Annotated in this window: 27 protein-coding genes; 14 read left to right on the top strand and 13 right to left on the bottom strand. The window is 41.7% G+C overall.

Annotated features, from left to right (window positions below):
- Positions 1–8 precede the first annotated feature (8 nt).
- The 3 genes from RIC88_RS07810 to RIC88_RS07800 form a co-directional block, all read right to left on the bottom strand.
- Positions 9–626: an FISUMP domain-containing protein gene (locus tag RIC88_RS07810; protein ID WP_350216974.1), complete on the bottom strand. Its 618-nt coding sequence runs from the start codon at positions 624–626 to the stop codon at positions 9–11.
- A gap of 44 nt (positions 627–670) precedes the next feature.
- Positions 671–1,243 (bottom strand): RidA family protein, encoded by a 573-nt coding sequence (locus RIC88_RS07805; protein WP_350216973.1) that lies wholly within the window; start codon positions 1,241–1,243, stop codon positions 671–673.
- A gap of 69 nt (positions 1,244–1,312) precedes the next feature.
- A complete protein-coding gene (locus tag RIC88_RS07800; protein WP_350216972.1) occupies positions 1,313–2,947 on the bottom strand; it encodes a M28 family metallopeptidase in 1,635 nt (544 codons plus the stop codon).
- Between the two features lie 120 nt (positions 2,948–3,067).
- Here RIC88_RS07800 and RIC88_RS07795 point away from each other — a divergent pair, with 120 nt between their 5' ends.
- The 11 genes from RIC88_RS07795 (at position 3,068) to RIC88_RS07745 (ending at position 13,203) form a co-directional block, all read left to right on the top strand.
- Positions 3,068–4,705, top strand: a complete 1,638-nt coding sequence (locus RIC88_RS07795; protein WP_350216971.1) for a DUF8614 domain-containing protein — start codon at positions 3,068–3,070, stop codon at positions 4,703–4,705.
- Positions 4,705–5,385, top strand: coding sequence for a nitroreductase family protein (locus RIC88_RS07790; RefSeq protein WP_350216970.1), 681 nt, complete (start codon positions 4,705–4,707; stop codon positions 5,383–5,385). Before RIC88_RS07795 ends, RIC88_RS07790 begins: the two co-directional genes overlap by 1 nt.
- 18 nt (positions 5,386–5,403) lie before the next feature.
- Complete coding sequence (locus RIC88_RS07785; protein ID WP_350216969.1) at positions 5,404–6,399, top strand: NAD(P)H-dependent amine dehydrogenase family protein; 996 nt, start codon at positions 5,404–5,406, stop codon at positions 6,397–6,399.
- Between the two features lie 171 nt (positions 6,400–6,570).
- Positions 6,571–9,438 (top strand): tetratricopeptide repeat protein, encoded by a 2,868-nt coding sequence (locus tag RIC88_RS07780; protein WP_350216968.1) that lies wholly within the window; start codon positions 6,571–6,573, stop codon positions 9,436–9,438.
- A gap of 265 nt (positions 9,439–9,703) precedes the next feature.
- The gene (locus RIC88_RS07775; protein WP_350216967.1) at positions 9,704–9,892 is read left to right on the top strand and encodes a hypothetical protein; all 189 of its coding nucleotides are present in this window, start codon (positions 9,704–9,706) and stop codon (positions 9,890–9,892) included.
- 95 nt (positions 9,893–9,987) lie between these two features.
- Entirely contained in the window at positions 9,988–10,602 is a 615-nt protein-coding gene (locus RIC88_RS07770) for a hypothetical protein (RefSeq protein WP_350216966.1), read from the top strand.
- Entirely contained in the window at positions 10,603–10,860 is a 258-nt protein-coding gene (locus RIC88_RS07765; RefSeq protein ID WP_350216965.1) for a DUF4160 domain-containing protein, read from the top strand.
- Positions 10,861–10,864: 4 nt separating this feature from the next.
- On the top strand, positions 10,865–11,110 hold the full coding sequence (locus RIC88_RS07760) for a DUF2442 domain-containing protein (protein WP_350216964.1): 246 nt from the start codon (positions 10,865–10,867) through the stop codon (positions 11,108–11,110).
- Positions 11,111–11,113: 3 nt separating this feature from the next.
- On the top strand, positions 11,114–11,488 hold the full coding sequence (locus RIC88_RS07755; RefSeq protein ID WP_350216963.1) for a DUF423 domain-containing protein: 375 nt from the start codon (positions 11,114–11,116) through the stop codon (positions 11,486–11,488).
- A complete protein-coding gene (locus RIC88_RS07750) occupies positions 11,488–11,646 on the top strand; it encodes a zinc ribbon domain-containing protein (protein WP_350216962.1) in 159 nt (52 codons plus the stop codon). The genes RIC88_RS07755 and RIC88_RS07750 overlap by 1 nt, the downstream gene beginning before the upstream one ends.
- A gap of 90 nt (positions 11,647–11,736) precedes the next feature.
- Positions 11,737–13,203: a CRTAC1 family protein gene (locus tag RIC88_RS07745; protein ID WP_350216961.1), complete on the top strand. Its 1,467-nt coding sequence runs from the start codon at positions 11,737–11,739 to the stop codon at positions 13,201–13,203.
- A gap of 261 nt (positions 13,204–13,464) precedes the next feature.
- Here RIC88_RS07745 and RIC88_RS07740 read toward each other — a convergent pair whose 3' ends face one another.
- The 7 genes from RIC88_RS07740 to RIC88_RS07710 form a co-directional block, all read right to left on the bottom strand.
- Entirely contained in the window at positions 13,465–13,818 is a 354-nt protein-coding gene (locus tag RIC88_RS07740) for a type II toxin-antitoxin system PemK/MazF family toxin (protein WP_350216960.1), read from the bottom strand.
- Between the two features lie 17 nt (positions 13,819–13,835).
- Positions 13,836–14,168 (bottom strand): hypothetical protein, encoded by a 333-nt coding sequence (locus RIC88_RS07735; RefSeq protein WP_350216959.1) that lies wholly within the window; start codon positions 14,166–14,168, stop codon positions 13,836–13,838.
- Positions 14,168–14,500 (bottom strand): hypothetical protein, encoded by a 333-nt coding sequence (locus tag RIC88_RS07730; protein WP_350216958.1) that lies wholly within the window; start codon positions 14,498–14,500, stop codon positions 14,168–14,170. The genes RIC88_RS07735 and RIC88_RS07730 overlap by 1 nt, the downstream gene beginning before the upstream one ends.
- Before the next feature lie 259 nt (positions 14,501–14,759).
- Positions 14,760–16,106, bottom strand: a complete 1,347-nt coding sequence (locus RIC88_RS07725) for a S41 family peptidase (protein WP_350216957.1) — start codon at positions 16,104–16,106, stop codon at positions 14,760–14,762.
- Positions 16,107–16,181: 75 nt separating this feature from the next.
- Positions 16,182–16,952 carry a TIGR02757 family protein gene (locus tag RIC88_RS07720; protein ID WP_350216956.1) on the bottom strand — a complete coding sequence of 257 codons (771 nt, stop codon included), beginning with the start codon at positions 16,950–16,952 and terminating at the stop codon, positions 16,182–16,184.
- Complete coding sequence (locus tag RIC88_RS07715) at positions 16,949–17,983, bottom strand: LysM peptidoglycan-binding domain-containing protein (RefSeq protein ID WP_350216955.1); 1,035 nt, start codon at positions 17,981–17,983, stop codon at positions 16,949–16,951. The genes RIC88_RS07720 and RIC88_RS07715 overlap by 4 nt, the downstream gene beginning before the upstream one ends.
- Positions 17,958–18,593, bottom strand: a complete 636-nt coding sequence (locus RIC88_RS07710) for a DUF4905 domain-containing protein (RefSeq protein WP_350216954.1) — start codon at positions 18,591–18,593, stop codon at positions 17,958–17,960. Before RIC88_RS07710 ends, RIC88_RS07715 begins: the two co-directional genes overlap by 26 nt.
- A 102-nt stretch (positions 18,594–18,695) precedes the next feature.
- Here RIC88_RS07710 and RIC88_RS07705 point away from each other — a divergent pair, with 102 nt between their 5' ends.
- From RIC88_RS07705 to RIC88_RS07695, 3 genes are all read left to right on the top strand, one after another.
- On the top strand, positions 18,696–20,030 hold the full coding sequence (locus RIC88_RS07705; RefSeq protein WP_350216953.1) for an NfeD family protein: 1,335 nt from the start codon (positions 18,696–18,698) through the stop codon (positions 20,028–20,030).
- An 83-nt stretch (positions 20,031–20,113) separates the two neighbouring features.
- The gene (locus RIC88_RS07700; protein ID WP_350216952.1) at positions 20,114–20,290 is read left to right on the top strand and encodes a hypothetical protein; all 177 of its coding nucleotides are present in this window, start codon (positions 20,114–20,116) and stop codon (positions 20,288–20,290) included.
- A complete protein-coding gene (locus RIC88_RS07695) occupies positions 20,268–21,236 on the top strand; it encodes a DUF3667 domain-containing protein (protein ID WP_350216951.1) in 969 nt (322 codons plus the stop codon). The genes RIC88_RS07700 and RIC88_RS07695 overlap by 23 nt, the downstream gene beginning before the upstream one ends.
- Here the strand turns inward: RIC88_RS07695 and hemL are convergent.
- Genes hemL through guaA form a run of 3 tightly spaced genes read right to left on the bottom strand, consistent with a single transcriptional unit; the run spans position 21,222 to position 25,876 of the window.
- Positions 21,222–22,508, bottom strand: coding sequence for a glutamate-1-semialdehyde 2,1-aminomutase (hemL, locus tag RIC88_RS07690; RefSeq protein WP_350216950.1), 1,287 nt, complete (start codon positions 22,506–22,508; stop codon positions 21,222–21,224). The two genes, RIC88_RS07695 and hemL, sit on opposite strands and share 15 nt — an antisense overlap.
- Entirely contained in the window at positions 22,489–24,327 is a 1,839-nt protein-coding gene (locus tag RIC88_RS07685) for an ABC transporter substrate-binding protein (protein ID WP_350216949.1), read from the bottom strand. Before RIC88_RS07685 ends, hemL begins: the two co-directional genes overlap by 20 nt.
- A gap of 25 nt (positions 24,328–24,352) precedes the next feature.
- Entirely contained in the window at positions 24,353–25,876 is a 1,524-nt protein-coding gene (gene guaA / locus RIC88_RS07680) for a glutamine-hydrolyzing GMP synthase (protein WP_350216948.1), read from the bottom strand.
- Positions 25,877–25,924 lie beyond the last annotated feature (48 nt).

Raw genomic sequence — 25,924 nt, 5'->3', positions numbered from 1 at the left:
ACCCTTCATCAATTATGAAATTGCACACATCTACAACTCAAATAGTGGCTATCTCCTACTTTAGAATGATAGATGTCTTGGTCACCTTTTTTAAGTGTTATGATTCCAGCTGAATTGGTATCTTTCATTTCATTGTCCCACCAATTTCCATGTTCACCTATTCCCTGAAAAGTACCATCAGGTTGTCCAAATCCACCCAAAAGCATATCCATATCACTTTCCTTTCCAGCTATCAAATATTGACCGGAATGATGCCAGCCTCCAAAAAAATGAAGCAAATGTTTCCACTCATGAATAGTTGGAACGTGCCACCCCTCTGGACATGCCCTATTTGCTTGTTCATAATTATATAGTCGCCCGTAAGTATTTGCGTATTCATTAGTGTTTTTGTAAACCTTAGACCCTGGTACATTAAATTTCACATTTTCGGCATACCACGTTCGCTTTATAAACGCCCCGTGATGTTCCCGAATAAAGGTAATGGTCTTGTAAACCTGACCATCTCGTGGATCTGTGTAGGTACCCATCTTATGGGAAAAATGCGAATTCTTTTCTTCCCGGCTTTGAGCAGAAAGCATTGTACAAGCAACAAGTAAACAGACAGAAATTAAAAATTTGGCTTTCATGGCGTTTGGTGATTAAGATTTGAATTTAAACAATTCTTTAAAATCTAATCCTGCACCTCCACAATCATCTCAATCTCCACGGCGATATTTCTGGGCAATGAGGCCATGCCTACTGCAGCACGTGCATGCTTTCCTCTATCACCAAATACTTCTACCATGGTGTCCGAAAAGCCATTGATCACTTCCGGTTGATTGGCGAAATCCGGTGCACAGTTTACCATTCCTAAAACCTTAACAATTCGCACTACTTTATTCAAATCACCAATTTCGGCCTTTAGAGCAGAAAGTTGAGCTTGAGCTACAAGCTTAGCTGCTTCATATCCTTCTTCTACCGTTAGGGTTTCACCCAATTTTCCGGTCACGTATCCACCTTCTGGGAGATTCGGTCCTTTCCCCGCCATAAAAACAAGGTTTCCTGTTCGTACCGCATTTACATAGTTGGCTACAGGTGCAGGTGGTTCGGAAAGAGTTATCCCCATATCGGTGATTCGGGCTTCCACGTCATAGTCATATAGCTCCGCTTTTTCCTTTGGTTGATCTTCATGTGTGTGTTCATGACTGTGCTGACAGCCAAAGACAATAGCTAAGATTGTCATTGTTAGGATTAAGTTTTTCATTGCTTTTCAATTTTAGATGTCATCTTGAGCCTGTCGAAAGAAATACACTTCGACAGGCTCAGTGTGACGTTACTTCATACTTTCTTCCCGAATCGCTTTAAATTCTGACCCTTCCTTCCATGAAGGCCAGTCCTTCGAGTTTGCAACCTTCATTCCTACCTCCATCAATAATTCACCATCCAGTGCCATACCATCAAAGGTCCATGATGCTGCGTCATATTCGTCTTGAGGTCGATGATATTTTGAAGAAAGATAGATTTGATTCAGACTATCTACATAGTCAACACCTTTTGTCATATGCTCATATCCGCCTGAAGCATAGAGAGCAGGTATTCCTACTTTAGCAAACTGGAAATGATCTGACCGGAAGAAATATCCTTTGCCCGGATCAGGGTCAGCAAGAATATATCGTCCTTGTTTTTTCGCAACTTCTTCTGCGATATCCTCTAACTCCGATTGGCCATATCCGACAACCGTCAAATCTTTCATCGGCCCCCAGGCAGTAATACCATCCATGTTGATATTTGCTACTGTCTGCGCCGGAGGATAAATTGGATTTTGTGCGTAGTGTTTTGAACCTAGCAAACCTTGCTCCTCGGCAGTTACTGCAAGGAATATCACTGTTCTTTTAGGTTTCTTTTTCATTTTCGACATTGCTTCCGCAATACCCAACATGGTGGCAGTCCCAGAGGCGTTATCGTGTGCTCCATTGTAGATGCTATCACCATCTATCTCCTGCCCAATTCCCAGGTGATCCCAGTGCGCAGAATAAATGATGTATTCATCTGGCCTTTCAGCCCCGGTGATTTTAGCAATCACATTTTGAGATTGATCTCGTTTGATTTTGTTCTGAACACTTACAGAAGCATTTAATCCAAGACTAAAGGGCTTGAAATCCTGACTTCTGGACATCTCCGAATAGTTTTTCATATCCTGCTCAGAAGCTTCAAATATTTTGATAGCTGCATCTCGAGTAATCCACCCAAGCACATCCGGCTGATAATTACCTCCGCTTTGGTCTAAATACAAGCTCGCTCCTGACCAGGAATTTCTAACTACAAGCCATGGATAACCTGCAGGCACAGTCTCGTGAATAATCAAACAACCTGCAGCTCCTTGTCTTGCAGCTTCTTCAAATTTGTAAGTCCATCTGCCGTAATAGGTCATGGTCTCACCCTTGAAGAACGTGGAATCACCGGATGCAAAGCCCGGATCATTTACCAACACCACAACGGTCTTGCCTTTTACATCCAGACCTTCATAATCATTCCAACCATACTCAGGAGCTACTACACCATAACCGGCAAAAACCAGCTCTGAAGCGTCAAGCGATGTTTGCTCAACCACCTGTTCTGTGTAAGCAACAAAATCATCAAGAACATTCAAGACCACATCTTCACCTCCACCTGTAATGGTCATCGTCTCGGATGGAACAGCAGTCAGTTCCACCAATGGTACTTCCTGAATGTAAGAATCTCCATTTCCCGGTTCCAATCCATATTCTTTAAACTGATCGGTCAGATAGTTTACGGTTTTGATTTCTCCTTGGGTAAAAGGTTTCCTTCCCTGAAAATCATCAGATGAGAGAACCTCAATATGAGTCCTTAATGATTCCTCCGAAATATTGGATGATGAACTTTCTCCGGTATCGGAACAGGAAAAAACGGTGGCGCCAACGGCCAGTAGTACTAATATTTTCTTCATTGTTAGATTGATTTCTTGTCCGCCAATTTAGTTGAAAATAAAGAAGTGTCCACACAATCAATACTCGCATCCAAGAATCTTCTTAACTTCGATAGTTCCTAACTTGAAATAACATAAAAAATGAAAAAGATATTAAGCATCGGTCTTATAGGCCTTCTTTTCAGTCAATGTACTACACCTCAAAAAGAAGAGGAAACATCTACCGAGCTAACTCCCATGCAAGAGAAAGTAGCTATCTACAAGAATGTAAAGCTGACCACTGACATTAGTCAATTAAGCGAAAATGAAAAGCAGATGATCCCTTTGATGATTGAAGCTTCAAAAATCATGGATGAACTCTTTTGGTATGAAGCTTATGGGAAAAAAGACTCCCTTCTTTCTTCTTTGACGGATGAAGCAACAAGACAATATGTCAACATCAACTATGGCCCGTGGGATCGGCTGGCTAATAATGAACCATTCCTTGACGGAGTAGGTCCTAAACCCGAAGGCGCCAACTACTATCCAGTGGATATGACCAAGGAAGAATTTGAAGCCGCTGACCTGGAAGGTAAAACAAGTCTTTACACGTTCATCCGAAGAGATGAAGAAGGAAATCTGATCACCATACCCTACAATGAAATGTTTGCAGAACAAGTACAGCGTGCTTCGAGTCTACTCCGTCAATGTGCTGAACTTGCTGAGGATGAAGGCTTGAAAAATTACCTAACACTAAGAGCTGATGCTTTACTGAATGATGAGTACCAGCCAAGTGATATGGCATGGATGGATATGAAAACCAATGGATTGGATTTTGTAGTTGGACCAATTGAAAACTATGAAGACAAGCTGTATAACTACAAAGCAGCGCATGAGGCTTATGTACTGGTAAAAGATAAGAGCTGGAGTGAACGATTGGCTAAGTATGCAGCATTCTTACCCGAACTTCAGGAAGGTCTTCCGGTTGCCGATGAATACAAAGCGGAAACACCGGGTACGGATGCCGATCTGAATGCATACGATGTTGTCTACTATGCCGGAGATTGCAATTCCGGATCGAAAACCATCGCCATCAACCTTCCGAATGATGAAGAAGTACAATTGGCAAAAGGATCCAGAAGGCTTCAGCTTAAAAATGCGATGCAGGCAAAGTTTGATCACATCCTAATTCCTATTGCGGATGAGCTCATCCACCCTGATCAGCGAAAGCATATCACTTTTGATGCCTTCTTCGGAAACACCATGTTTCATGAAGTGGCACATGGTTTAGGTATCAAGAATACTATTAATGGAAAAGGAACTGTTAGAAATGCACTAAAGGAACATTCTTCAGCATTGGAAGAAGGCAAAGCTGACATCCTTGGATTATATATGATCACCCAGCTTCATGAGAAAGGTGAAATTGAAGGTGAGTTGAATGACTACTATGTGACTTTCATGGCCGGCATTTTCCGCTCTGTTCGGTTTGGAGCGGCTAGCTCGCATGGCAAGGCAAACATGATCCGATTCAATTTCTTCAATGAATATGGCGCATTTGCTAAAGATGAAGCGACCGGAAAATATCGTGTGGATTTTGAAAAGATGCGTGAAGCGATGGATGCACTTTCTGAGAAAATCTTAACCCTCCAGGGCAATGGCGATTACGAAGGTGTCGCACAGTTGGTGGCAGAAAAAGGAAAGATTGGAGAAGTGCTGCAATCAGAGTTGGATCGTTTATCCGAGAAGAACATTCCGGTAGATATTGTATTTGAGCAAGGCGTAGAAGTTTTAGGATTATAATGGAGAAAAAAGAAATCAAGGGACATCTGCACGTCTCGTACGTGCGGGATGTCTATGATCTAAAAGAGGCAGAATCCCGAGCACAAGCCTACTATGAGTGGCTGGATACCCGACGAACAGTTCGGGATATTTCAGATAAGCCTGTCAGCAAAGAATTAATCGAAAGCCTGATTATGGCTGGATCAACGGCACCCTCCGGCGCACATAAGCAGCCATGGACTTTTTGTGCAATTTCGAATCAAGAAATAAAGAAGGCAATAAGAGAAGCAGCTGAGAAAGAAGAGTACGACAGCTACCATGGACGCATGAGTGAGCGATGGATCAAAGATCTGGAACCCATTGGTACAGACTGGAACAAACCTTTTTTAGAAGAGGCTCCCTGGCTGATAGTCATTTTCAAACGTGTATTTGAGATGGTTGATGGTGAAAAAAACAACAACTACTATGTGAATGAATCCGTCGGAATTGCTTGCGGAATGATCATCTCTGCTATTCACAAAGCTGGCTTGGTCACACTGACGCACACGCCATCACCCATGAATTTTCTCACCAAGATTTTGAACCGCCCGGATAATGAGCGGCCTTACCTTCTTCTGCCGATTGGCTACCCAAAAGATGAGGTATTCGTTCCTGACCTTCAAAGAAAGCCACTGGAAGAAGTTGCGGTGTTTTATGAGTAAAATTCAGACTAATGTCATATGAAAGAAATACAGATAGTTCAAATAGGTCTAGGTCCTCTTGGAATTAGGATCGCTGAGTTTATCCAATCAAGGGCTGGCGTTAAAACAATTGCAGCTGTTGATAAGAATCCTGCCCTCATTGGGAAAAAGCTGAATGAAATTAGTGACCAACTTCAGTCGACAATTGAAATTAAAAGCAGCATTGAAGAAGTTTTAAAAGATAAAAAGCCCGATGCTGTAATTCTGACAACTGTATCCGACATGAAAGTGATCGTGCCTCAGATAAAAGATATCATTAAACATGGTATACCTGTGGTGAGTACCTGTGAAGAACTCAGCTACCCTTGGGAAGCAAACCCGGAACTTGCCAAAGAACTAAACGAAGCAGCGATTAATCACAATGTTGCTGTATTAGGTACCGGTGTAAACCCCGGATTCCTGATGGATGCCTTACCTTCTTTCCTAACCGGCATTTGCCAACATGTAACTTCTGTACGGGTTTCAAGATTCCAAAATGCATCCTTTAGAAGAATTCCTTTTCAAAAGAAAATAGGAGCTGGTCTTTCTGTTGAAGAATTTGAAAACAAAAAAAAGGAAGGAACCTTAAAACATGTTGGTCTCACAGAATCCATTCAATTCATTGCAAATACTCTGGGGTGGAAACTTGATAAAGTGACGGATGAAATTTCACCGGTCATTGCTGAAACAGACTATGATAACAATGGTGCTTTCGTGCCAAAAGGAAATGCCAGAGGGGTTTATCAGATCGGTTCCGGTTATATCAACGGTACCCGAAAAATTGAACTCATTTTCCAGGCTACTATCGGGGAATCAGAATCCTATGATGAAGTCTGTATCGAAGGATCACCAGGCATTAAATCGAGGATTAGTGGCGGAGTGAATGGGGATATTGCTACATGCGCCATTACAATCAATGCCGTGCGAAGCTTGCTTAAGAGTAATCCTGGACTTAGAACAATGGCAGATATCCCAATGGTTTCCTTTTTTGGTTAATCGTATAACATTGGCAGGATATTGAAGTTTGTTGGCAGAAATAATAAAAGCACCTCTTCTACCTTCACTATCGAAATCCACCTAATCTCGAAAGCACCGTGGGTAGAAGTAAAGCTCCTTTGATCTATTCAGGGGAGCTTTTTTATATCTTTAGTCATCAACGATACCACCATGTCAAAAAATCTACTTCTTTTCCTGTTCACAGTCCTTTCCTCCCTGCAGGTTGATGCACAACCAAGAGATTTCCTTGATAGTCTTAAAAACGAGCTAAAAACGGTTACAGATGATTCGTTGCGTTTTCGCCTACTAGATGAGTTAGCCTGGACATATCGAAGGTTTGATACTGACTCGGCTTTAATTTATGGTCAAATGGGGTTGAAAGTTGCTGATAAACTGGATGAAAATTTGAAGGCTATCATTTTAGCAACTATTGCAGTGACTAAAACAGAAAACCGAATTGATGATCTGGGCATTACCGAACTCCAACAAGCAGTAGAACTCAACACCCGGTTGGGAAACGAAGGAAGACTTGGATCAAATTATCACAACATCGGAAATGCATATGAAATCAAAGGTCAACTTGAAAAAGCAACCGATTACTATCTCAAAGCGGTCAACATTCAGCGAAAGCTTGGAGACAAACGCCGACTTGCCAATGCGCTAAACGGACTTGGTTTGGTGTACGAGAAACTCCGTGATTTTGATAAAGCGGTTGAAATATTCAACGAAGCACTATCGAATTATGAAGGGAGTGAAAGTGGGAAAAACAGATTCTATAATAACCTTGGCATCACTTACATCGGCATGGGTGATTATGAAAAAGCAAAAATTCAGTTCCAAAAAATCCTCAAAGACTCATCACTTCGAGAACATGAAACAAGATATGCTTTAGTTACAGGTAACCTCGGAGAATGCTACTTCAGACTTGCTCAATATGATTCTGCAATATTCTTTTCTTCTCAATCGCTGGAAATAAAGCAAAGAACAAAACGTGTCGGCACAATCTCCTTCCCGGCCTTCACCCTGGCTAAAACCCATCGGGAGCTAAATGAATTTGATGAAGCTATCCTATTTGGGAATATTGCGCTACAGGATGCCATCACCACAGGTGATCTTGAGAATATGCAGGACGGATATGTGATTTTGGAAGAAACTTATTTCAAGAAAGGTGATTACAAACAAGCCTATGACCTGCTTACCAAAGCCTATGAACTCCAGGACTCCCTGGCCGGATCTAAAACCATTGAAGCCGTTAATGACGCACAAGTAAAATATGATACGGAGTTTAAAGTTTATGAAAATGAGTTGTTGAAGAAGGATTCCCAATTGCAGGCTCAGACCATTCAATCTCAGCAAAATATCATAATTGGTGTCGTTATTTCCATAGTACTAATTCTCATCATTGCCCTTTTGTTGCGCAAACAACTTCGTGAACGAAAGAAACTGGTACTAAAAATTGAAGGGCAGGCTGCCAAACTTAAAGAACTGGATCAGGCAAAGACCCGATTCTTTGCCAACATCTCTCATGATCTACGCTCGCCCCTTACGCTGATTCTGGGAGCTTTGGATAAAATCACCGAACGTGATTATGAAATACTGGATAAAGAGTCTAAAGAGCTGTTGGACATGGGGATCAAAAACGGGAAACGATTGCTCTACCTGGCTGATGAAATCATGGATCTGACCCGGCTGGAAGAAGGTAAGGTCAACCTGGAGCTTCAATATGTCAAGATTGTGCCCTACCTGCGACTACTCACCAAAATGTTTAGCAGTGCAGCAGACATCAAATCCATCCAATTGAAGTTCACGACGCATGCAGAGGATGAGACCACCCTTCGGATTGATCCGCATCAGTTTGAGAAGATCATCTACAATCTACTTTCGAATGCAATCAAATTCACTCCCGCAAACGGTGTTGTAGATGTTCAGCTAAATACCAATAAATCGGATCTGGAAATCACTATTTCTGATTCCGGACCGGGCATTCCATCTGACAGTCTGGATCTGATTTTTGATCGGTACTACCAGTCATCGAAAGCTCAAACCTCACAGGCAGGTGTGGGTATCGGATTGGCTCTTGTAAAAGAACTGGTGGAGCTACACGGTGGAGCTATTACTGTGGCTAGTGGCGAAGAGGGTTCCGTTTTTACCATTCGTTTTCCTTTCAAGAAAAGCGATTGGATATCAAAAGCCATCATACCCGAACGATCGCTGGATGTAGTAACCCGTAATTCCCTGTGGATGGACTTGCAGGAAGAGAAAGAGCGACTACAGGTACCGGGCATCAAAAATGCCGATCCTGATGCCAAAGCTGTGCTCATTGTAGAAGACCATCGTGAATTAAGAACCTATCTTCAGAGTATCCTGAACAATGATTTCAGGGTTTTTCTTGCTTCCAATGGGACCAATGCACTTGACTTATTGCAAACAAAGAAAATAGACCTGATCATCACTGATTTGATGATGCCATACATGGACGGGTTTGAACTGGTGGACCACCTGAAGAAGGATAAAGAACTGAAAAAAATACCGGTGATGGTGGTGAGTGCCAGAACCGACAAAAAAGAGAAACTGGATTTAATTTCTAAAGGTGCTGAAGATGTGATCAGCAAGCCTTTTGATAAGGAGGAATTGATGCTGAAGATCCAGAATATCATGTCTCGGGACTGGGACAGCAATGAAATTCTCTCAAAACTATATGCTGAAACAGCTGAAGAATTTGAAAAGAACATCATGAACCGACTGGAAAACCTGATCATCAAACGCATCGATGATCCGCATCTTTCAGTGCTTGACCTTGCAGATGAGATGGCTGCCAGCGAGCGAAAGGTATACCGCATGATTAAGAAGATCTCAGGGCTCACGCCTTATGAGCTTATCAAAGAAGTCAGGTGGCAGTACCTGGAAAACTACCTAAAGAACAACAACGTGCGTACCGCTACAGAAGCCGCCCAACTTATCGGTATGAACAACGTTAGTTCATTCGCCTCACAATACGAAAAGCGCTTTGGGCATTCGTTTAAAGAGGTATTGAGTTAAAGTCACCTCCCTGAAGGGGATTTAGGGGTAGGTTGGTTGGTATGAAAAATATAGAAATCTAATCCCTCCTTGGCGTTGGCTGATGTTCCTGAAATTTGAGAGAGATTCTTCCTGGGTCAGAATGACATTTAAATTTAAAAAACACCTTTAAATGCTTGTATTGCATAAATTATCCCAATTGGCAGGATTTAAAAGCAACTTGGCGGGATTTAAAAATTAAACCTTTCCACCTTCGGATTGTCAAACCAAAATAATACCACCGCTTATGCAAGTTATTTGGTACAATACAACCGCCGGATCCTATCAGTATGGAAGCTATGAAGAGTTCCAATTAAAGATTTCCAAAAGACCGGATGAGATATTAGCTCTCGAGCGATTTCGGGATGCGTCTCAACGAACTTTAATAAAAATTGTCTCGGAGTTGAACAAGTGTCAGATTTCGAGGTTAAGATAATCCCCTGACTAGGGATTGACTATAGCTGGTTGACAATCCCGACGGTTCTCGTCGGGATTTTTTTATCTTTGATAAGATTAAACCCACACCCTACCATGAAATCATTCATCAACCTGCTTGTATTGATACCTTGTCTGGTCTTCTCACAAGCCAAAACAGCGGAAGAGCTTCGTGCTCAGGATTTGAAAAAGTATCCCATTCAAAGTGCTGAAATAAAATATGAAATTACCGGTGATGCAGATGGTGAAGAATTCATGGTTTTCACGGATTATGGCTGGATCAGCCTTAAGCAGCAAACGATGACCTTTGAGCTCTATGGGATCACCAGCACACAAAGCGTGCACGAGATTACAGACGGAGATTTCGTTTATCGCCTGAATCCTGATGATTCTACCTACACGATTAAAAAGGATTACAAATGGAGCCAGCAGGCCTCTTATAAAACACCGGAACAGGTTTCCGAAGCAATCCTCTTTTCCATGGGAGGACAGCAACAAGCTGATGCTGCACTTCTGGATAAAAAATGCCAGGTATGGACATTTGAAGGAAAAGCCATTCAGGAACTGTGGGTATGGAATGGACTGGTGCTGAAAAGAAAAGCCAAGCTGGGAGACCGCAACATTGAAACGACCGCTACTGAAGTAAAGCTGGACGTCTCTCCAAATCCGATTCTCTTCACCTACCCGGAATTCTATAAAGAAAAGAAATAGATGCCAGAAATTTCAAGATTTTTTGGAATCATTATCTATATGTACGGGTACGATCATAACCCTCCACATTTTCATTTTACCTACGGTGAGTATAAGGGTATCATGTATATAAATGATGGAGTTGTAGAGGGCAAGGTTCCAACTAAAATTGTGAAAAAAGTAGCTACCTGGCTCGAATTGCACAAAGAAGAGCTTCTGGCGGACTGGGAACTTTCTCAAAAGGGAGAAGAGTTATTTAAAATAGACCCATTAACTTAGAGATATGCTACAAATAATAGACGTAGAATACCTGGGGAATCACTCACTTGAAATTCATTTTGATAACGGGGATGAAGGAGTAGTCGATTTCACCAAAATATTAAAAGGGAAAGTATATGAACCTTTGAAAGATGTTGACCTATTTAAGCAATACGGACTTAAAAACGGCACATTAGAATGGGTCAATGGGGCAGATTTTGCACCCGAATTTCTCCACAAAAATCTTTCGCCCAAACTGGTGAAAGCTTAAAAAATGCACAAACTCTTCCTAATCATCTCTTCCCTATCCGGTGCGATAGCTGTTGCGCTAGGTGCTTTCGGTGCGCATGCACTCAAAGACAAACTTCAATCAGAAGGCACGCTGGACACCTACCAGACAGCCGTACAATACCAGTTTTATCATACGCTTGCTTTGCTGGGTATTGCATTCCTGCTGACCAAATATCAAAGTCAATGGCTGCACTATGCCGGTTACAGTATGACCTTCGGCATTCTAATATTCTCCGGATCGCTTTACATCTTATGTTTTACGGGAATGAAATGGCTGGGCGCCATCACTCCTATCGGTGGGTTGTTATTTATTCTTGGCTGGGTGTTTTTGCTAATGACTGCTGTAAAGACCCTGTAATGAACACCAAAGAATGTCCCTCCTGTGCTATGGAAGTAGATGCTGACAGCAAAACCTGCCCCATCTGTCAGTATGAATTTGCAGAAACCAAAACCAGCTACAAATGGATCGCTATTATTCTTGCAGTGATTATGCTGTTGTATCTGGTCGTTTTTTAAGAATGTTATCGATCCGTTCTGAAAATACATGATTAAAACCCCATCTCTGACTTGTTCGTTAGCACTAGCTAAACTCAAACACTCAGTACCTTGATCAAAACCAATCTCCTACAGCTGATCTTATTGCTACTTTGTCTCCATATAGCCAAAGCTCAAAATAACACTTCTCCCCTATTTATCACCTATGACAAAGGTCGCATTGCAACAGATGGTGGAGCTACCCGGGGAGTTGGATGGGGGGACGTGGACCAAGATGGTGCTCCCGAACTTTACACCTCAAATTCATCCGGTCAGTGGAATGCCATGTATAAAAACAACGGCAAAGGAGGACTTAGCAAAATCACTATTGGCAAGCCCTTCGCAGAGCTAATCAATAAAGGAGGCACATCAGAAGGTGTCAGCTGGGTAGATTATGACAATGATGGAGATTTAGACCTATATCTCTGTAGCAGAGGTCTTGAGCCTAATCAGCTTTTTCAAAACGATGGAAACAAACAATTCAATCAAATAGATAACCATGCCCTTGTTAACGATACCCTTAGTACTTCCATGGCCTGCTGGGCAGACTATGACCTGGATGGAGATCTGGATGTATTCTTAATCGGCTACCGATACAATGGAAATCTGTTTTTTGAAAATCTGGGTGATGGCAATTTCAAGGCATTGTCAAACCATGTACTTTCAGAAGGGCAGGGCAATGCCAGGACATGCGCCTGTGGAGATGCAAACGGCGATGGCATGGCTGAAATCTTTGTTGGCAATGCCAGACAGCCAAACTTATATTATCAAAACCTGGGCAATCTCAACTTTGAGAAAGTAACAAATGGCCCTATCATAGAGGATTTAGGCTATGCCTATGGCTCTTCCTGGGCAGACTATGACGATGACGGTGACCTGGACCTTTTCGTGGCAAACTTTGATAAAGAAAATCTTCTTTTCAATAATGATGGAAAAGGGCAATTGACACAGGTAATGGAGGGGGTTCTTGTCAATGAAAAAGGAGGCGCCTCAAAAGGACACTCATGGGGTGATTATGATAATGACGGAAACCTGGATTTATACATTGGTAGTGGAACCTATGGCCCGGATATGTACAATTTCCTTTATTTAAATGATGGAAATGGAAGTTTTGAATCGTATACTGAGGGTGTAATATCTCTTCATGCCGATACCACGGCCGGAGTGGCGCATGCTGATTTTGACAGAGATGGAGACCTTGACCTTTTTGTTGCCAACTGGGGGTCAAGTGATCAAATCAATCGGTTTTATGTAAATCAAACTACAGGGAAAAACTGGGCTGCCTTCCGGCTTAAAGGCACAAAATCCAACACCTATGGAATTGGCGCGCACTTGATTCTGCGCATGTCAGGAAAAGAGATGCATCGGTGGATGTATCCTATTACAGGCTATGGAAGTCAAAATGACTATGAGCTTCATTTTGGTCTTGGCGATGAAGCTAAGATAGATTCTCTTATCGTTGAATGGCCCTCCGGGCAGGTGGATACCTACTTAAATCCCGAAATCAATCTTCACCGTACTTTGACTGAAGGTGGTTGAAGTAGCCCAAAAATAATATTCAACTACGCTGCTGTATCTCCTTGTTTTTTTAATAAAACGGTATATTTGAAATAGCCCTTTTTATATAAGGGAGTGCGTGTTATACCCGTGGTACAAGCCTGCCTCGCCGGGCAGGCTGGCGACTACAAATGCTTATTTGTCGTCTTTATCACTGATTATCAACACGTTAACAAAATAATATCTTAAAATATATAAGATAAATAACGCGCACAGTGCGCGTTACATTAATGTTGGTGATAATTACTGCTCGAGATCAAACATCGATTGAATCCTAGAAAGTACATCTCTTTTTTTAGAGTCTTCCTTAATGGCTGTGATCTTCTTCTGAATTAAGCTCTTATCAATAACAGCTACTTTTTTACAGTATATAAACTGTCGGTTATGAGGTGGTTTGAAAGGTGTAACAACATCGTTATTATCTATTTGAACCGCTAGAGGTCCATAAATTTCTTGAGTAGTTAATTGGGCAATGATAAGGTCGTTAGAATTATTAACTAACGAATTTGATACAACAACTGCAGGACGTCTTTTACTTCCTGATTGATCTGTAAAAGGAAACGGAACTAGGATTATATCACCTTGACTATAGCTCAATTTACTGGGCAGTTTATTTAGTATGAATCCCAGTACGCATCATCCTCCTTACTCCACAACTCGTCAAATGACTTTTGAGACATTTCCATTGACATTTGCGTCAGTCTCAATTCATGAGTACTGTCTTCTAACGAGATAACTTTCCAAATATTAAAGTGAGAATGCTCAATTGAACTGAAATGTGGCTTCAAGCCTGCATAACCAAAGGCTACAGTCGTACCCATTCCGATTGTTTCAACTTTAGGACTAACCAAAATAGCCTCTGATCCAGCTGAATTAAGGGATTTATTATAAAATATCGACTCAGCACCTCTACTGATTGTCAAACATGAATCTTCTAAGACACGCATTACTTTTGTTCTTTTAACGCTTTTTCTAACTCTGAAAGTTTATTTCCAAGCCAATCATGAAAACTTTTTGCAGTATTGTAATCCATAATTGAGCAAGACGTTACCTCTCTTACGCTCACTACTCCACTACCAGAATATCCTTCCTCAATCAATTTACCATCTTTTTGAACCTGAACTTGAACACTATCTGGGATGGGAACTCTATCAATATAAAAATTCATACAAATAGTTCCATTAATAGCAATTCCGCCATAAACACCATTCGCAACATTGCTTGTGAAGTCATTGGATTTAGCGTAATGGATATTAAGTTTTTCCTTCTTGTCTGACATTATGACAACAATAATACCACGAAAATAAACTATCGCCAACAATATGTATAAGGCATGTGCTTACGTGCTTTTTATAAGCTGCATCAGAACTTGACCGTTTCGTCTACCGCCGAGATAGTTTTGTGGTGTTTAGAACTTTTGCTTGCGGGATTTTTTTCACTTCAGAGCGCACTGCTTTCTACAAACTTTGGAAGCACCGGCAGACTTCACTATCTTGGAGCTATTAGCCAAGTGTGAGCACACGCCTCATACATGGGCGTTACTCCCCTTCTATCAACTCCTTCGCCTTCTCCAAAACAGCATCATACCCATTACTAAACTCTGTCCATGTTTGCTCAATTTCATAATCCGGGATCACGCCTCTTGCGGGATATTCGTGTCCAACATTTGCGGTGGTGTACATCCACATCGGGACATTGACAGTAATGCCGGAGTTAGGTAATGTGATGGTTTTCGAATGTCCGTTGGTGTTACCGTCATACCCGCCTCCAGTCTCCTCCCCTATAAAAGTAGCCCATCCATGATGGTGCAGCACCGTGGCTACATCAGCGCAAGTAGAGAAACTAAATCCATCAATCAACACATACACCTTTCCGTCAAAACGATCTTCGCTTGGCTGCCATATGCTTAGTCCATTATGTGTTGTAATATGATAATTTTCCCCAATTCGCTTAGCATTACCAGGATAGTTCTGAGTCACTTCAATACGGTCAAAATATCCATAAGGCTCTTTCGCCAGGTAGGAAACGAGCAAAGCACCATAATCGTCCTTCCCTCCTCCGTTTCCACGCAAATCCAGGATCAGGTTTTTGGTTCCTTTGGTTTTCAATTCATTAAAGCTTTCTGCCAGAAATCGTTCGTAATCATATCCATTGCCATGCAGTGACTGGTTGCTAAATGTTCGGATGCGCATATACGCATAGTCCTCCGAATGCTCCAGCGATAACAAATTGCCCGAAAAAGATGTCCTGATGGCATTCATCTCTTCATACGACACACCTTCTAAATTTGCGGTGAGTTTCTCCCCATTGACGTCTATCATTTCTAGCTGATAACTGGTAGCTGTTGTATCGATATACATTTGATAATAAGCATCAAAAAGTAGCTCCGTGCGTCGTTCTTTTCCTGTTTCAATCACCCCATCAGTAGGCAGGTACTGATAAATCTGTTGTTTGATGTCCTCAATGGATTTTCGATTGATCGCTGTGATTTGTGCGCCTACAGGCACCTGATCATGCAGCGACTGACGGACACATACTTTATCTCCCAGGAACTTTACACTCAAAGGAAGAAATCGCTGGTTTTGCTCAAATTTAGTACGCATCGCATCCGACATCCGCGATCGGGTATGCCCACAACCAATCTTACTCAACAGATAGTTTACCCGCTGGTACAGTCCAATATCATTTAACCCGGGACTTTGTTTGGCTTCAAGAAAGTAGCCAACCATCTCTTCCTTGTCGGTATATCGATAAAACCCGGGATGGTAATCCTCTAGCTGCTGTTGAAGGTATTCAATATCCTCAAGCACCTCTTCCTGACTGTATTGCGTTTGAGCAGGTGCACATGCAGTAAGAAGTGCAAAGAGTGGTAATAGCTTTTGCATAAAAACCTAAACGAAGAATGCTATTAGTAGGAATATGAAAACAGTAAGGCCGGAAAATATGCTTTACGAGTGGGATTAAAACTTCTCCTCCACTCCCAGCCCAAACAACGCGAAATCATATTTTACCGGGTCAGTTGGATCAAGCTTTCTAAGATTTTCAGTCAGCTCAATAGCCGTCTGCCAGTCAGTTTGCTTCCGCTTAATCAATCCAAGCTTTCTTGCCACTCTGTCCACGTGCAGGTCACACGGACAGATGAGTTGATTAGGTTTGATCGTATGCCAAATCCCAAAATCAACTCCTTTATCATCCTGACGAACCATCCAGCGCAAAAACATATTGACACGTTTACAAGCAGACTTTCGGGACGGGTTTGGAATGTGCTTATAGGTTCTGATCGGATGATCAGGCAGTGAAAAGAACAGCTCGAAAAAGTGGGTGAGCCGTGCGTCCATTGAGGCATCTTCACTTAGTCCTTTGGTATATGCTTCCTCCAGCGAATCATGTCGCTCATAAAACCATCGAAAGAAATGAAGGAAATAAAGTGCATCGGTGCTGTTAAACGTCCGGTGCTTGAAGTTCAGAAAGGGTTTTAAGTCCTCCTCTGAATAATTAAGTACAAACTGATGAGGTTCGTTTCCCATCAAGTGCAAAAACTCGCGACTTTTATTGATGATGGTCTTTCGCTGACCCCAGGCAAAAACGGCTGCCATAAAACCTGCAATTTCAATATCCTGCTTTTTCGTGAATTCATGCGGGATGCAGACCGGATCATTGGGAATGAACCCCGGCTGGTTGTATTGCTCAACCTTTTCATCCAGAAAGGACTTTAGCTCCTTTTTGTTCACAGCTTATTGTAAGAAACCTCCACGCGCGATTTGGAATCGAGGATGCCTAGTTGATCGTAGGCCGGTTGAGAAAGTCTCAATAACAAGTTTTTGTTCAATCCCGTATTCGGAAGCTTGCCGACCACTTTTACATGCACCACCTGGTTGTTCATCAGGTTACGCACTTCCAGATTGGTACCGATTGGTAAAGTACGATGCAGCGCCAGAAAACGAGAAGTATTCATCGATTGAATTACGGAAGCCACACCTTCCTCATAGATACGCTCGAACCCTTTCTCATCTATCTGTCTACGAACATTCTCCTTTGGTTCGTTAAGTTTCACTGAGTCGGTTTCCTCCTCCTCTTTAAACCAAAGCTTTTGTCCTATTTTCAAATAATCTCCTTCTAGTCCATTCCAGGCCCGCAGGCTGTCAATGCTGACTCCAATCTTTCCTGCAATGGTAGAAAGTGTCTCCCCGGTTTGTACCAGATACTGCTTAAAGTCCTCAAACGGATCTTTATCCTCAACCGTGGCACTGGCTTCTTCCACACGTTCAATTACCTTGGGTGTATCCGTCTCTTTTTTTGGTTCTTCGGCTTTAACCTGAGAGGAAGCTTTCGGGGTTAACTTCAATTGCATTCCGGGTGAGATGTTATTGTCAGGTAGATTATTCCATCTTCTTAAATCTTTAAGCTTAACATCATGCTGCTTTGAAATACCATAAAGCGTCTCTCCCAGCTGCACCATATGGACATCACTGTCAGTAGTCACATCCTCCACAACAACGGCCCTGGCCGGTTTCTCCTTTTCTACCAAAACATAGATCACCTGCCCGATTTCAATTCTGTTGTCAACGATCTGATTATGTTTGATGATGCTAATCACTGACCCGCCATATCTCCTGGCAATCGAATAGATCGTCTCTTGTTCTTCCACCTCATGTACGACGAACAGTCCCTCCTCTCGCTGCTCAGCCCTGATGCTATCCATCGGATTAGCAAACGTGAAGATCACCATCAATAAACTACCCAGTGTACACACAAACCTCATTTTGATCCTTTATAAAAATTAACTGATTCTTAAATACAAAAAATGCGCCAGGCGAAAATCCTTTCATGGATTCGTCCTGTGTAATCTTCCATTCTTTCGCTCCGTCCTTTAGAAGCAAAAGAAATCTTTCAAATACTTTACCAGAACGAAGATAGTAGCTGATTATGATTTTATCGTTCCATTCCAAATATTCACAGGAAAGTGGCAGCTCCAAACTCAAAAAGTCAGCTACCGTCCGATGATACTCCGTACCATGCTCGTAAATCTCAGGATACTTTATATGCTCCTTATCCTTCGGTACCTGCTCTATCTTCTTTCGTTTTTCTGTTTTCCAGTCAATAACGAAATGATTTTTGCTGGCTGGATCCGATTGATCCTCATATTCGATGAAATATAAAGCCCCTTTAGAAACACTAAATAGTTGACTCCACCACGAAATATCAATCGCTTTGGTAAGTGCTTTTAGTGACGATAAATCTAATTGCACAAATTCAATGGAATTCTTTTCTCGATCCCTTACATCCAGGTATAATTGATTAACTCCATAATCAATCGCTGTACTCCAGATCTGTCCGCTTAGTTGTACATGCTTGATTGATTTTGGGATCATGGAATAAAAAGAATTTTAATTGTCGCTCAATTTTAAGATAACTTTAACTGCCGAACGACAGTTTCAAAGTTGGAGCTTTTGTTCTGTTTTTAGCAATCAATTATGAGAAAACTATTTATCCTCTTTGGATTCATTTTTACCACTCTTTTACTAGCGCAGGAAAAGGAGAAACCACTTGTTTTACACCTCAAAATCAATGATGTCATTGACCCAAGAACCAATCGCTATTCTGAGTTGGGGCTGGAAAAAGCGGTGGAGCTGAATGCTGACTATGTGATCCTGGAATTGGATACCTATGGCGGTGCTTTGAATGACGCAGACGATATCAGGACACGTATTCTCAATTTTGATCGACCAATTTATACTTACATCAACAAGGATGCTGCATCTGCCGGAGCTTTGATTTCCATCGCATGCGACAGTATCTATATGGCCAAAGGATCAAGTATTGGTGCGGCCACTGTAGTCACACAAGATGGAGCAGCTGCCCCCGATAAGTACCAATCCTACATGCGATCTATCATGCGATCGACAGCCGAGGCTAAAGGCCGTGACCCACGCATGGCGGAAGCTATGGTGGATGAAGATATCGAGTTGGATAGCATTGCAACTGAAGGAAAAATCCTAACACTTTCCACCTCTGAAGCGATCAAGTTTGGCTTTTGTGAAGCTGAAGTCAGCAGTATTGATGATATTATGAAGCGTTCAGGGGTTGAGGATTATGATATAGAAGAATTTAAGCTTGGCGCTACTGAAAAGATCATTGCTCTTTTTCTGAATCCCTTTGTAAGTGGAATACTCATTCTGATTATTATCGGAGGCATATATTTCGAATTGCAAACGCCCGGTGTTGGTTTTCCTATTCTCGCCTCTCTTGTAGCGATCATACTATACTTTGTTCCGAACTATCTGAATGGTCTGGCGGAAAACTGGGAGATTATTTTATTTATCGTAGGAATTATTCTCATTGGATTGGAAGTCTTCGTTATTCCGGGATTCGGGGTAGCCGGAATATTGGGGTTAATATGTACACTTGGCTCATTGGTTTTGGTGATGCTTAATAACGATATGTTTGATTTTTCGTTTGTGGCGGATCAGCAAATATTCATCTCCGTGACTACAGTATTGGCAGGTATGTTAGGTGCTATAGTCGTTATGTTCTTTGGTGGAGCCCGACTTCTAAATAGCAATGTGTTTAAAAGAATCGCTTTGCAGGATGTTCAAGATAAAGACATGGGCTATACCTCCACTTTCTACAAAGAAAAATCTTTGGTTGGAAAAAAAGGAACGGCCTATACACGCCTTAGACCCAGTGGTAAAATAGAAATAGATGGCGAAATCTATGATGCATTTACCCGAGGTAATTTCATTGATGAAGGGGCGGACGTTGAAGTCATCTCTGATGAGGGGACGAGCTTGAAAGTGAAGGAAGCTTAGATTTTTAACCTCAGAGAAATCTGAGAAATACTCAGAGCATTCTGAACTATTCTCTGTGTTCTTTGTGGTTACATTTGCTAATAATGAAATTATATCCAACACTCATCTGGATTTTTACCATTTTGGCTTTTGTTTTCCTTTTCTTCTCTCTAAGGACCGAAACCAATCAATTAATATATAGTTTAGTCGCGCTTGGATTGTGGGGGATGGCATTTTTACTCAACAAGTTCAAACCTGGTGAAAAGGAGAAGGAAACATAAAGCCTGCCTCAATTGTGGCGAGCTTCTACAACAAAAACATAATTATTGCCCTAACTGTGGACAGGAAAACACTGACAACCATGTGAGTATTGGACTTTTGATTAGAGAGTTTACTTCCAATTTCTTTTCACTGGACTCGCGGTTTGCGCATACATTTAAACCATTCCTGTTCAATCCGGGAAAAATCACGAATGCCTTTTTAGAAGGTAAAAGGGTATACTATGCCAATCCTATACGCTGGTACCTGGTTATCAGTATTTTTCATTTTTTCTTCATGGCGAAGATGTTTTCTCCTACAGTTAAAGACCGTCAGCTAAGGGGCTTTCAGGATGAAATGGAAGAGCTAAGTCAGCATAAATTTGACAGTCTTTTTCATCTCACAGATACTACGAATAATGGATGGCCTATCCCTAGTAGCAAGTCTCCCCTGGTCGATCATCTCATAGTGAGTACCACCTTGTCTCCTATTGAAATAATGGATACACTTAATTTTGAATTTGAATCCTGGACCAGGAGATACGCCGCTGAGAAAGTGATTAAAATCTCTCAGGAAAGTACCGCATCTCTTAATACATATATCATGCGTCAAATTCCGGTAATTGTTTTTTTCATCTTACCCATTTTCGCCATGCTTTTAAAGCTTTTTTTCTGGCGGAAAGGACTGTACATCAAACACCTCATCCACTCAATCCATATTCACTCATTCTTTTTCTTTCTGCTCGGATGGGTCTGGGTTCTCGCGCTTTGGATTGAGGATTTTGAGGATTTCGGACTTGGGTTAACTCTACTCTTGTCGAGTATTTACATCGTAATAAGCTTCCGTAGTGTCTATGGTGTAAAGTACATATGGAGTGCCTTCCGATTAATGATGATTGGATTTTTGTACACAATAATCATTTCGTTTTCGCTAGTGATAGGAATTGTATTGTCTCTAGCTCTGATTTAGAAAATCTTCAAAAGTCGAAATGATCTTGTTTACTTCATCGCCTCCAATGCATGTAGAGATGAACCAGGTTTCAAACTGTGATGGGGGCAGATAAACCCCATTATCGAGATTATATCTGAAGTATTTTCCAAATAAATCAGTGTCACATGTCTTGGCCGTTTCAAAATCTATCACCTTCTGATCAGTAAAAAATAGACTAATCATACTTCCGATCTGGTTCATGGTATAATTGAGCTTATGCTTTTTCAGCACCTTCTTATAGCCATCCATGATTTTCAAAGTTGTTTTCTCCAATTTCTCATAAACCTCCGGATGATCATTTAAGTAACTAAGCTGCGCATAGCCGGCTGCCATAGCCACTGGATTCCCAGATAAAGTTCCGGCCTGATATACCGGGCCTTGCGGAGACACAAAATCCATGATGTCTTTTCGGCCTCCATAGGCTCCTACCGGCATACCGGCACCAATGATTTTACCCAATGTGGTCAAATCCGGCCTTACTCCAAAAACTTCTTGAGCTCCTCCAGACGAAAGCCTGAAACCTGTCATTACTTCATCGAATATCAGGAGGATTCCTTCGCCATCACAAATCGACCGCAAACCCTCCAAAAACCCTGGTTCAGGCAATACACACCCCATGTTTCCAGCCACAGGTTCCACAATAATAGCTGCAACCTGATCCTTATTTGAAGCTACCACCTCACGAACCTTTTCAAGATCGTTAAAGGGTGCAAGAAGCGTATCCTTTGCAGTTCCTTCCGTAACTCCCGGACTGTTAGGTGTACCCATCGTCATGGCACCACTACCAGCGGCTATAAGAAATGAATCTCCATGACCGTGGTAGCACCCTTCAAATTTTAAGACTTTATCTCTTTTGGTAAACCCTCTGGCAAGACGAATTGCAGACATAGTGGCTTCTGTTCCGGAGTTTACCATTCTCACCTTTTCAATAGAAGGAACCATTTCTGTAATTAACTCCGCCAACTCAACCTCCATTCTACTAGGCGCACCAAAAGATGGTGAACCAATCACCGCCTTAAAAATGGCCTCCTCTATTCCCCTATTCGCATGACCAAGGATCATTGGGCCCCAGCTATTAATGAGATCGATATATGCATTCCCATCCTCATCATACATGTAGGCACCCTCAGCTTTAGCAAAAAAAATGGGGTCACCCCCCACTGCTTTGAATGCTCTAACAGGGGAGTTTACCCCTCCAGGAATGTAGTCCTTCGCTCGTTCAAAAAGTTCTTTACTGGTCGCTATATTCATTTGATTCGTCCTGTTTCGAATTTTGATTTTGTAGTGTTAGATTTTTAAGGGTTGTAATCGGCACTACCTGATTGTCCTTGTATGGGCCATACTGAACCCCCTCCATAATATACCCTGGAAAATAGTCATCAGAGATCCAGCCTCGCTGAAAGTATTTTCCGTGTTTTTTAAGCATCAGACCCAAGTGCAGGGTTAGTTCATACCCATATATGTGATACTCACTTGGCTCTCTTCCAACCCTTTCAATAAAAAGATCCCTTAGATCATTATAAGATTCACTCTCCATATCATAAAAAGATGGACTCAGGAAGTTCACCTGCAATCGCTCCAACTGATCATACGCTACCAGCGAGAAGTTCAGCCAATCCTGATAGCCTATCAATCCAATGCTATCTCTTCTCACTTCCACCATACTAATAAAATTGTTTGCCAAAAGGTTGCTGGAAGTAGCCGCAAAAATGTGTCCTATACTATCCGGCTGTACCTTAAATTTCACTTCGTAATGCTCAATAATATCATCGCCATTTGCATCCCGCATGATTCTGCCTGTTTGCTCATTCCTTAAACTCCTTGTTCTTACAATTCGCCCAGGAAGTAGCGCAATTGAATCTATTTCTGATTGGTGATAAATGGTATCTAAGCGAACCTCATACTGCTCGGTGAAATCCTTCTGAATTTGCTGCGCATCTTCATTGGTCAATCGCTCAAACCTTACAACAAAAAAACTATCTCGTTCGATTGTTTTCAGGTAGGCATCAGCAACGATGCTATCACGTTCTGTCTCATAAAAAATGAATAGTTTCTTATTTTTAGTAAACTTCTTAGCTGCAAACTCTGCTGCTTTTCTTCCCTGTGTTGCATATGAAGGTTTGAATAGATAAGCATAAGGGTTATCTCCGATGATCTCCTCATTGGATGAAAGCGGATTGACCATGGTTATTTTTTTCTCCTTGGAGAAATCAGAAATATACTTGTTCGGATCGGAGTAAAGTGGTCCTACAATCACATCCGCTTTTTCAAGTTTTTTATCTCTTATGAGCTGATAAGTAACAGAACCTTTCTTTTGTGTATCGAATGGAAATAGGTTTAACTTAATTCCATCATTTTCAAGGTCTTTTTGAGCCAGCTCCATCCCCTGATACAAATCAAAAATGATGGAATTTCTCATTACTGATTGTGGACTCTCCAGTGATTCAAACATGAATGGCATAACCACTGCTATTGCGTATTCATCTTTCTTTACTAATGGGAGGCTTTCATTGTTCCCTATTTCAAAACCAAATTTTTCAGCAAGCTCGATGAGCATTAACTGATCTCTTTCCTCGTAAGGTTGTGCTTTTATTGCTTCTGTATAATACTCTGCTATATATCGATTATTTGGATTCAGCGCATAAGCGGAATCTAATGCATCTACACTCAAATCTCCTATGAAAGTGTTGATCAAGTAGTTCTTCCATTGCTCAGGTAATAATTCAGCCTGGCGGAACGCTTCCCACAGCTTTCCCTGATTGAAGTTGACATAGGCCAACCAAAAATCAACTTCATGTCTTTTGTCCCAGTCCGGATATTTAATCTTGATTTGTTTCCACATATCAGCCGCAACATTTGGCTGACCCAACTTTAATGCTGACAATGCATAGTAAAATGAAGCGTATTCCCCGAAGATTCCATCATTGCTTAGGAGTTCAAAAGATTGCATAGCAACCTTATAGTTTCCCATGGAAAACTGACGTTTGGCCTCCAGGTATTCGCCCTGATTTGACTGTGCAGAGCCAAAGAGGAATGAGATGATGAGTATGCTGAATATGGTTGTCCTCACTGATTTTTTATTTCAAAGCTAATGATTATTCCCACTCGATTGTGGCCGGCGGCTTAGAGCTGATATCATAAACTACTCTGTTTACACCCTTCACCTGATTGATGATTTTATTGGAAATTCTTCCAAGAAACTCATAAGGCAAATGAACCCAATCTGCTGTCATGCCATCCAAACTAGCAACTGCACGGAGAGCAACCACATTTTCATAGGTGCGCTCATCACCCATTACCCCCACTGACTGTACAGGTAGTAGCATGGCTCCTGCCTGCCAAACCTCATCGTATAGTCCTTCATCTTTCAATCCATTAATGAAGATAGCATCCACTTCCTGCAGGATTCTCACTTTTTCCGGTGTTATATCACTTAAAATTCTGATTCCCAGCCCCGGTCCGGGGAATGGGTGTCTACCTAAAATGAAACCCGGTATCTCCAGACTTCTTCCCACATTTCTTACTTCGTCTTTGAAAAGTGTATTGAGCGGCTCCACCACTTTCAGGTTCATTTTTGCAGGAAGCCCCCCAACGTTATGGTGAGACTTAATCGTAACGGATGGACCATTCACTGAAACAGACTCAATCACATCCGGGTAGATGGTGCCCTGACCAAGCCATTTGACATCTTTGATGCTTTTAGCTTCTTCATCAAAAACCTCAATAAATACTCGTCCTATAATCTTACGCTTCTTCTCAGGGTCACTTGCTCCTTTCAACTCATCATAAAATCTGGACTTTGCATCAACACCTTTCACATTGAGTCCCAATCCCTCATAAGACTTTAATACATCCTCAAATTCATCTTTTCGAAGTAACCCATTATCCACGAAAATGCAATAAAGGTTTTTCCCAATGGCCTGATGGATAAGCATCGCTGCAACGGATGAATCTACCCCGCCGGACAAGCCCAATACGACCTTATCATTTCCAAGCTGCTTTTTCAAGCCAGCAACAGTCTCTTCTACGAAAATATCAGGAGTCCAGTCTTGCGAAGCATGACAAATATGCACGACAAAGTTTCTCAAAACCACTTTCCCCTGTGTGGTGTGAGTTACCTCCGGATGAAACTGAATTCCGTAAACAGGCTTATCCTTGATTTTATATGCCGCGACCGGAATTGACTCAGTAGCTGATATTAATTGAAAATTATTGGGAAGGTTGGTGATTGTGTCACCATGCGACATCCAAACCTGGCTTCCTATTTCTATTTCTTTGAGTAAATCGAAATGAGAATCAACTTTTTTCAGATTGGCCCGTCCATATTCTCTGTGATTGGACTTGGCCACTGTTCCTCCATTTTTCTGAACTAAAAGCTGAGCACCATAGCATATTCCTAAAACCGGCAAATCACCCAGATCCTCCATATTCATATCCGGAGAGCCCTGATCCAGCACCGAGCATGGACCCCCGGAAAGGATAACGCCTTTCACATCAGGTGTTAATTCAAATTTGCTGAAGGGATGAATTTCGCAATACACATTTAGCTCACGAACTCTGCGGGCAATCAACTGGGTGTATTGGGAACCAAAATCAAGGATCAGGATTTTATCTTGCATGGCCGCAAAATTACAGGCTTCATCTGATTCCAACAGGGTGAATATTCA

The sequence above is a fragment of the Ekhidna sp. genome (assembly GCF_040220215.1).
Lineage (GTDB): Bacteria > Bacteroidota > Bacteroidia > Cytophagales > Cyclobacteriaceae > Ekhidna.
The sequence above is the reverse complement of the archived record's forward strand: the minus strand, read 5'-3'. Positions and strand labels throughout refer to the sequence as shown.

Coding starts and splice junctions, on each gene's coding strand:
- RIC88_RS07810 (WP_350216974.1), bottom strand. CDS start 626: ATGAAAGCCAAATTTTTAATTTCTGTCTGTTTACTTGTTGCTTGTACA.
- RIC88_RS07805 (WP_350216973.1), bottom strand. CDS start 1,243: ATGAAAAACTTAATCCTAACAATGACAATCTTAGCTATTGTCTTTGGC.
- RIC88_RS07800 (WP_350216972.1), bottom strand. CDS start 2,947: ATGAAGAAAATATTAGTACTACTGGCCGTTGGCGCCACCGTTTTTTCC.
- RIC88_RS07795 (WP_350216971.1), top strand. CDS start 3,068: ATGAAAAAGATATTAAGCATCGGTCTTATAGGCCTTCTTTTCAGTCAA.
- RIC88_RS07790 (WP_350216970.1), top strand. CDS start 4,705: ATGGAGAAAAAAGAAATCAAGGGACATCTGCACGTCTCGTACGTGCGG.
- RIC88_RS07785 (WP_350216969.1), top strand. CDS start 5,404: ATGAAAGAAATACAGATAGTTCAAATAGGTCTAGGTCCTCTTGGAATT.
- RIC88_RS07780 (WP_350216968.1), top strand. CDS start 6,571: ATGTCAAAAAATCTACTTCTTTTCCTGTTCACAGTCCTTTCCTCCCTG.
- RIC88_RS07775 (WP_350216967.1), top strand. CDS start 9,704: ATGCAAGTTATTTGGTACAATACAACCGCCGGATCCTATCAGTATGGA.
- RIC88_RS07770 (WP_350216966.1), top strand. CDS start 9,988: ATGAAATCATTCATCAACCTGCTTGTATTGATACCTTGTCTGGTCTTC.
- RIC88_RS07765 (WP_350216965.1), top strand. CDS start 10,603: ATGCCAGAAATTTCAAGATTTTTTGGAATCATTATCTATATGTACGGG.
- RIC88_RS07760 (WP_350216964.1), top strand. CDS start 10,865: ATGCTACAAATAATAGACGTAGAATACCTGGGGAATCACTCACTTGAA.
- RIC88_RS07755 (WP_350216963.1), top strand. CDS start 11,114: ATGCACAAACTCTTCCTAATCATCTCTTCCCTATCCGGTGCGATAGCT.
- RIC88_RS07750 (WP_350216962.1), top strand. CDS start 11,488: ATGAACACCAAAGAATGTCCCTCCTGTGCTATGGAAGTAGATGCTGAC.
- RIC88_RS07735 (WP_350216959.1), bottom strand. CDS start 14,168: ATGCGTGTCTTAGAAGATTCATGTTTGACAATCAGTAGAGGTGCTGAG.
- RIC88_RS07730 (WP_350216958.1), bottom strand. CDS start 14,500: ATGTCAGACAAGAAGGAAAAACTTAATATCCATTACGCTAAATCCAAT.
- RIC88_RS07725 (WP_350216957.1), bottom strand. CDS start 16,106: ATGCAAAAGCTATTACCACTCTTTGCACTTCTTACTGCATGTGCACCT.
- RIC88_RS07715 (WP_350216955.1), bottom strand. CDS start 17,983: ATGAGGTTTGTGTGTACACTGGGTAGTTTATTGATGGTGATCTTCACG.
- RIC88_RS07710 (WP_350216954.1), bottom strand. CDS start 18,593: ATGATCCCAAAATCAATCAAGCATGTACAACTAAGCGGACAGATCTGG.
- RIC88_RS07705 (WP_350216953.1), top strand. CDS start 18,696: ATGAGAAAACTATTTATCCTCTTTGGATTCATTTTTACCACTCTTTTA.
- RIC88_RS07700 (WP_350216952.1), top strand. CDS start 20,114: ATGAAATTATATCCAACACTCATCTGGATTTTTACCATTTTGGCTTTT.
- hemL (WP_350216950.1), bottom strand. CDS start 22,508: ATGAATATAGCGACCAGTAAAGAACTTTTTGAACGAGCGAAGGACTAC.
- guaA (WP_350216948.1), bottom strand. CDS start 25,876: ATGCAAGATAAAATCCTGATCCTTGATTTTGGTTCCCAATACACCCAG.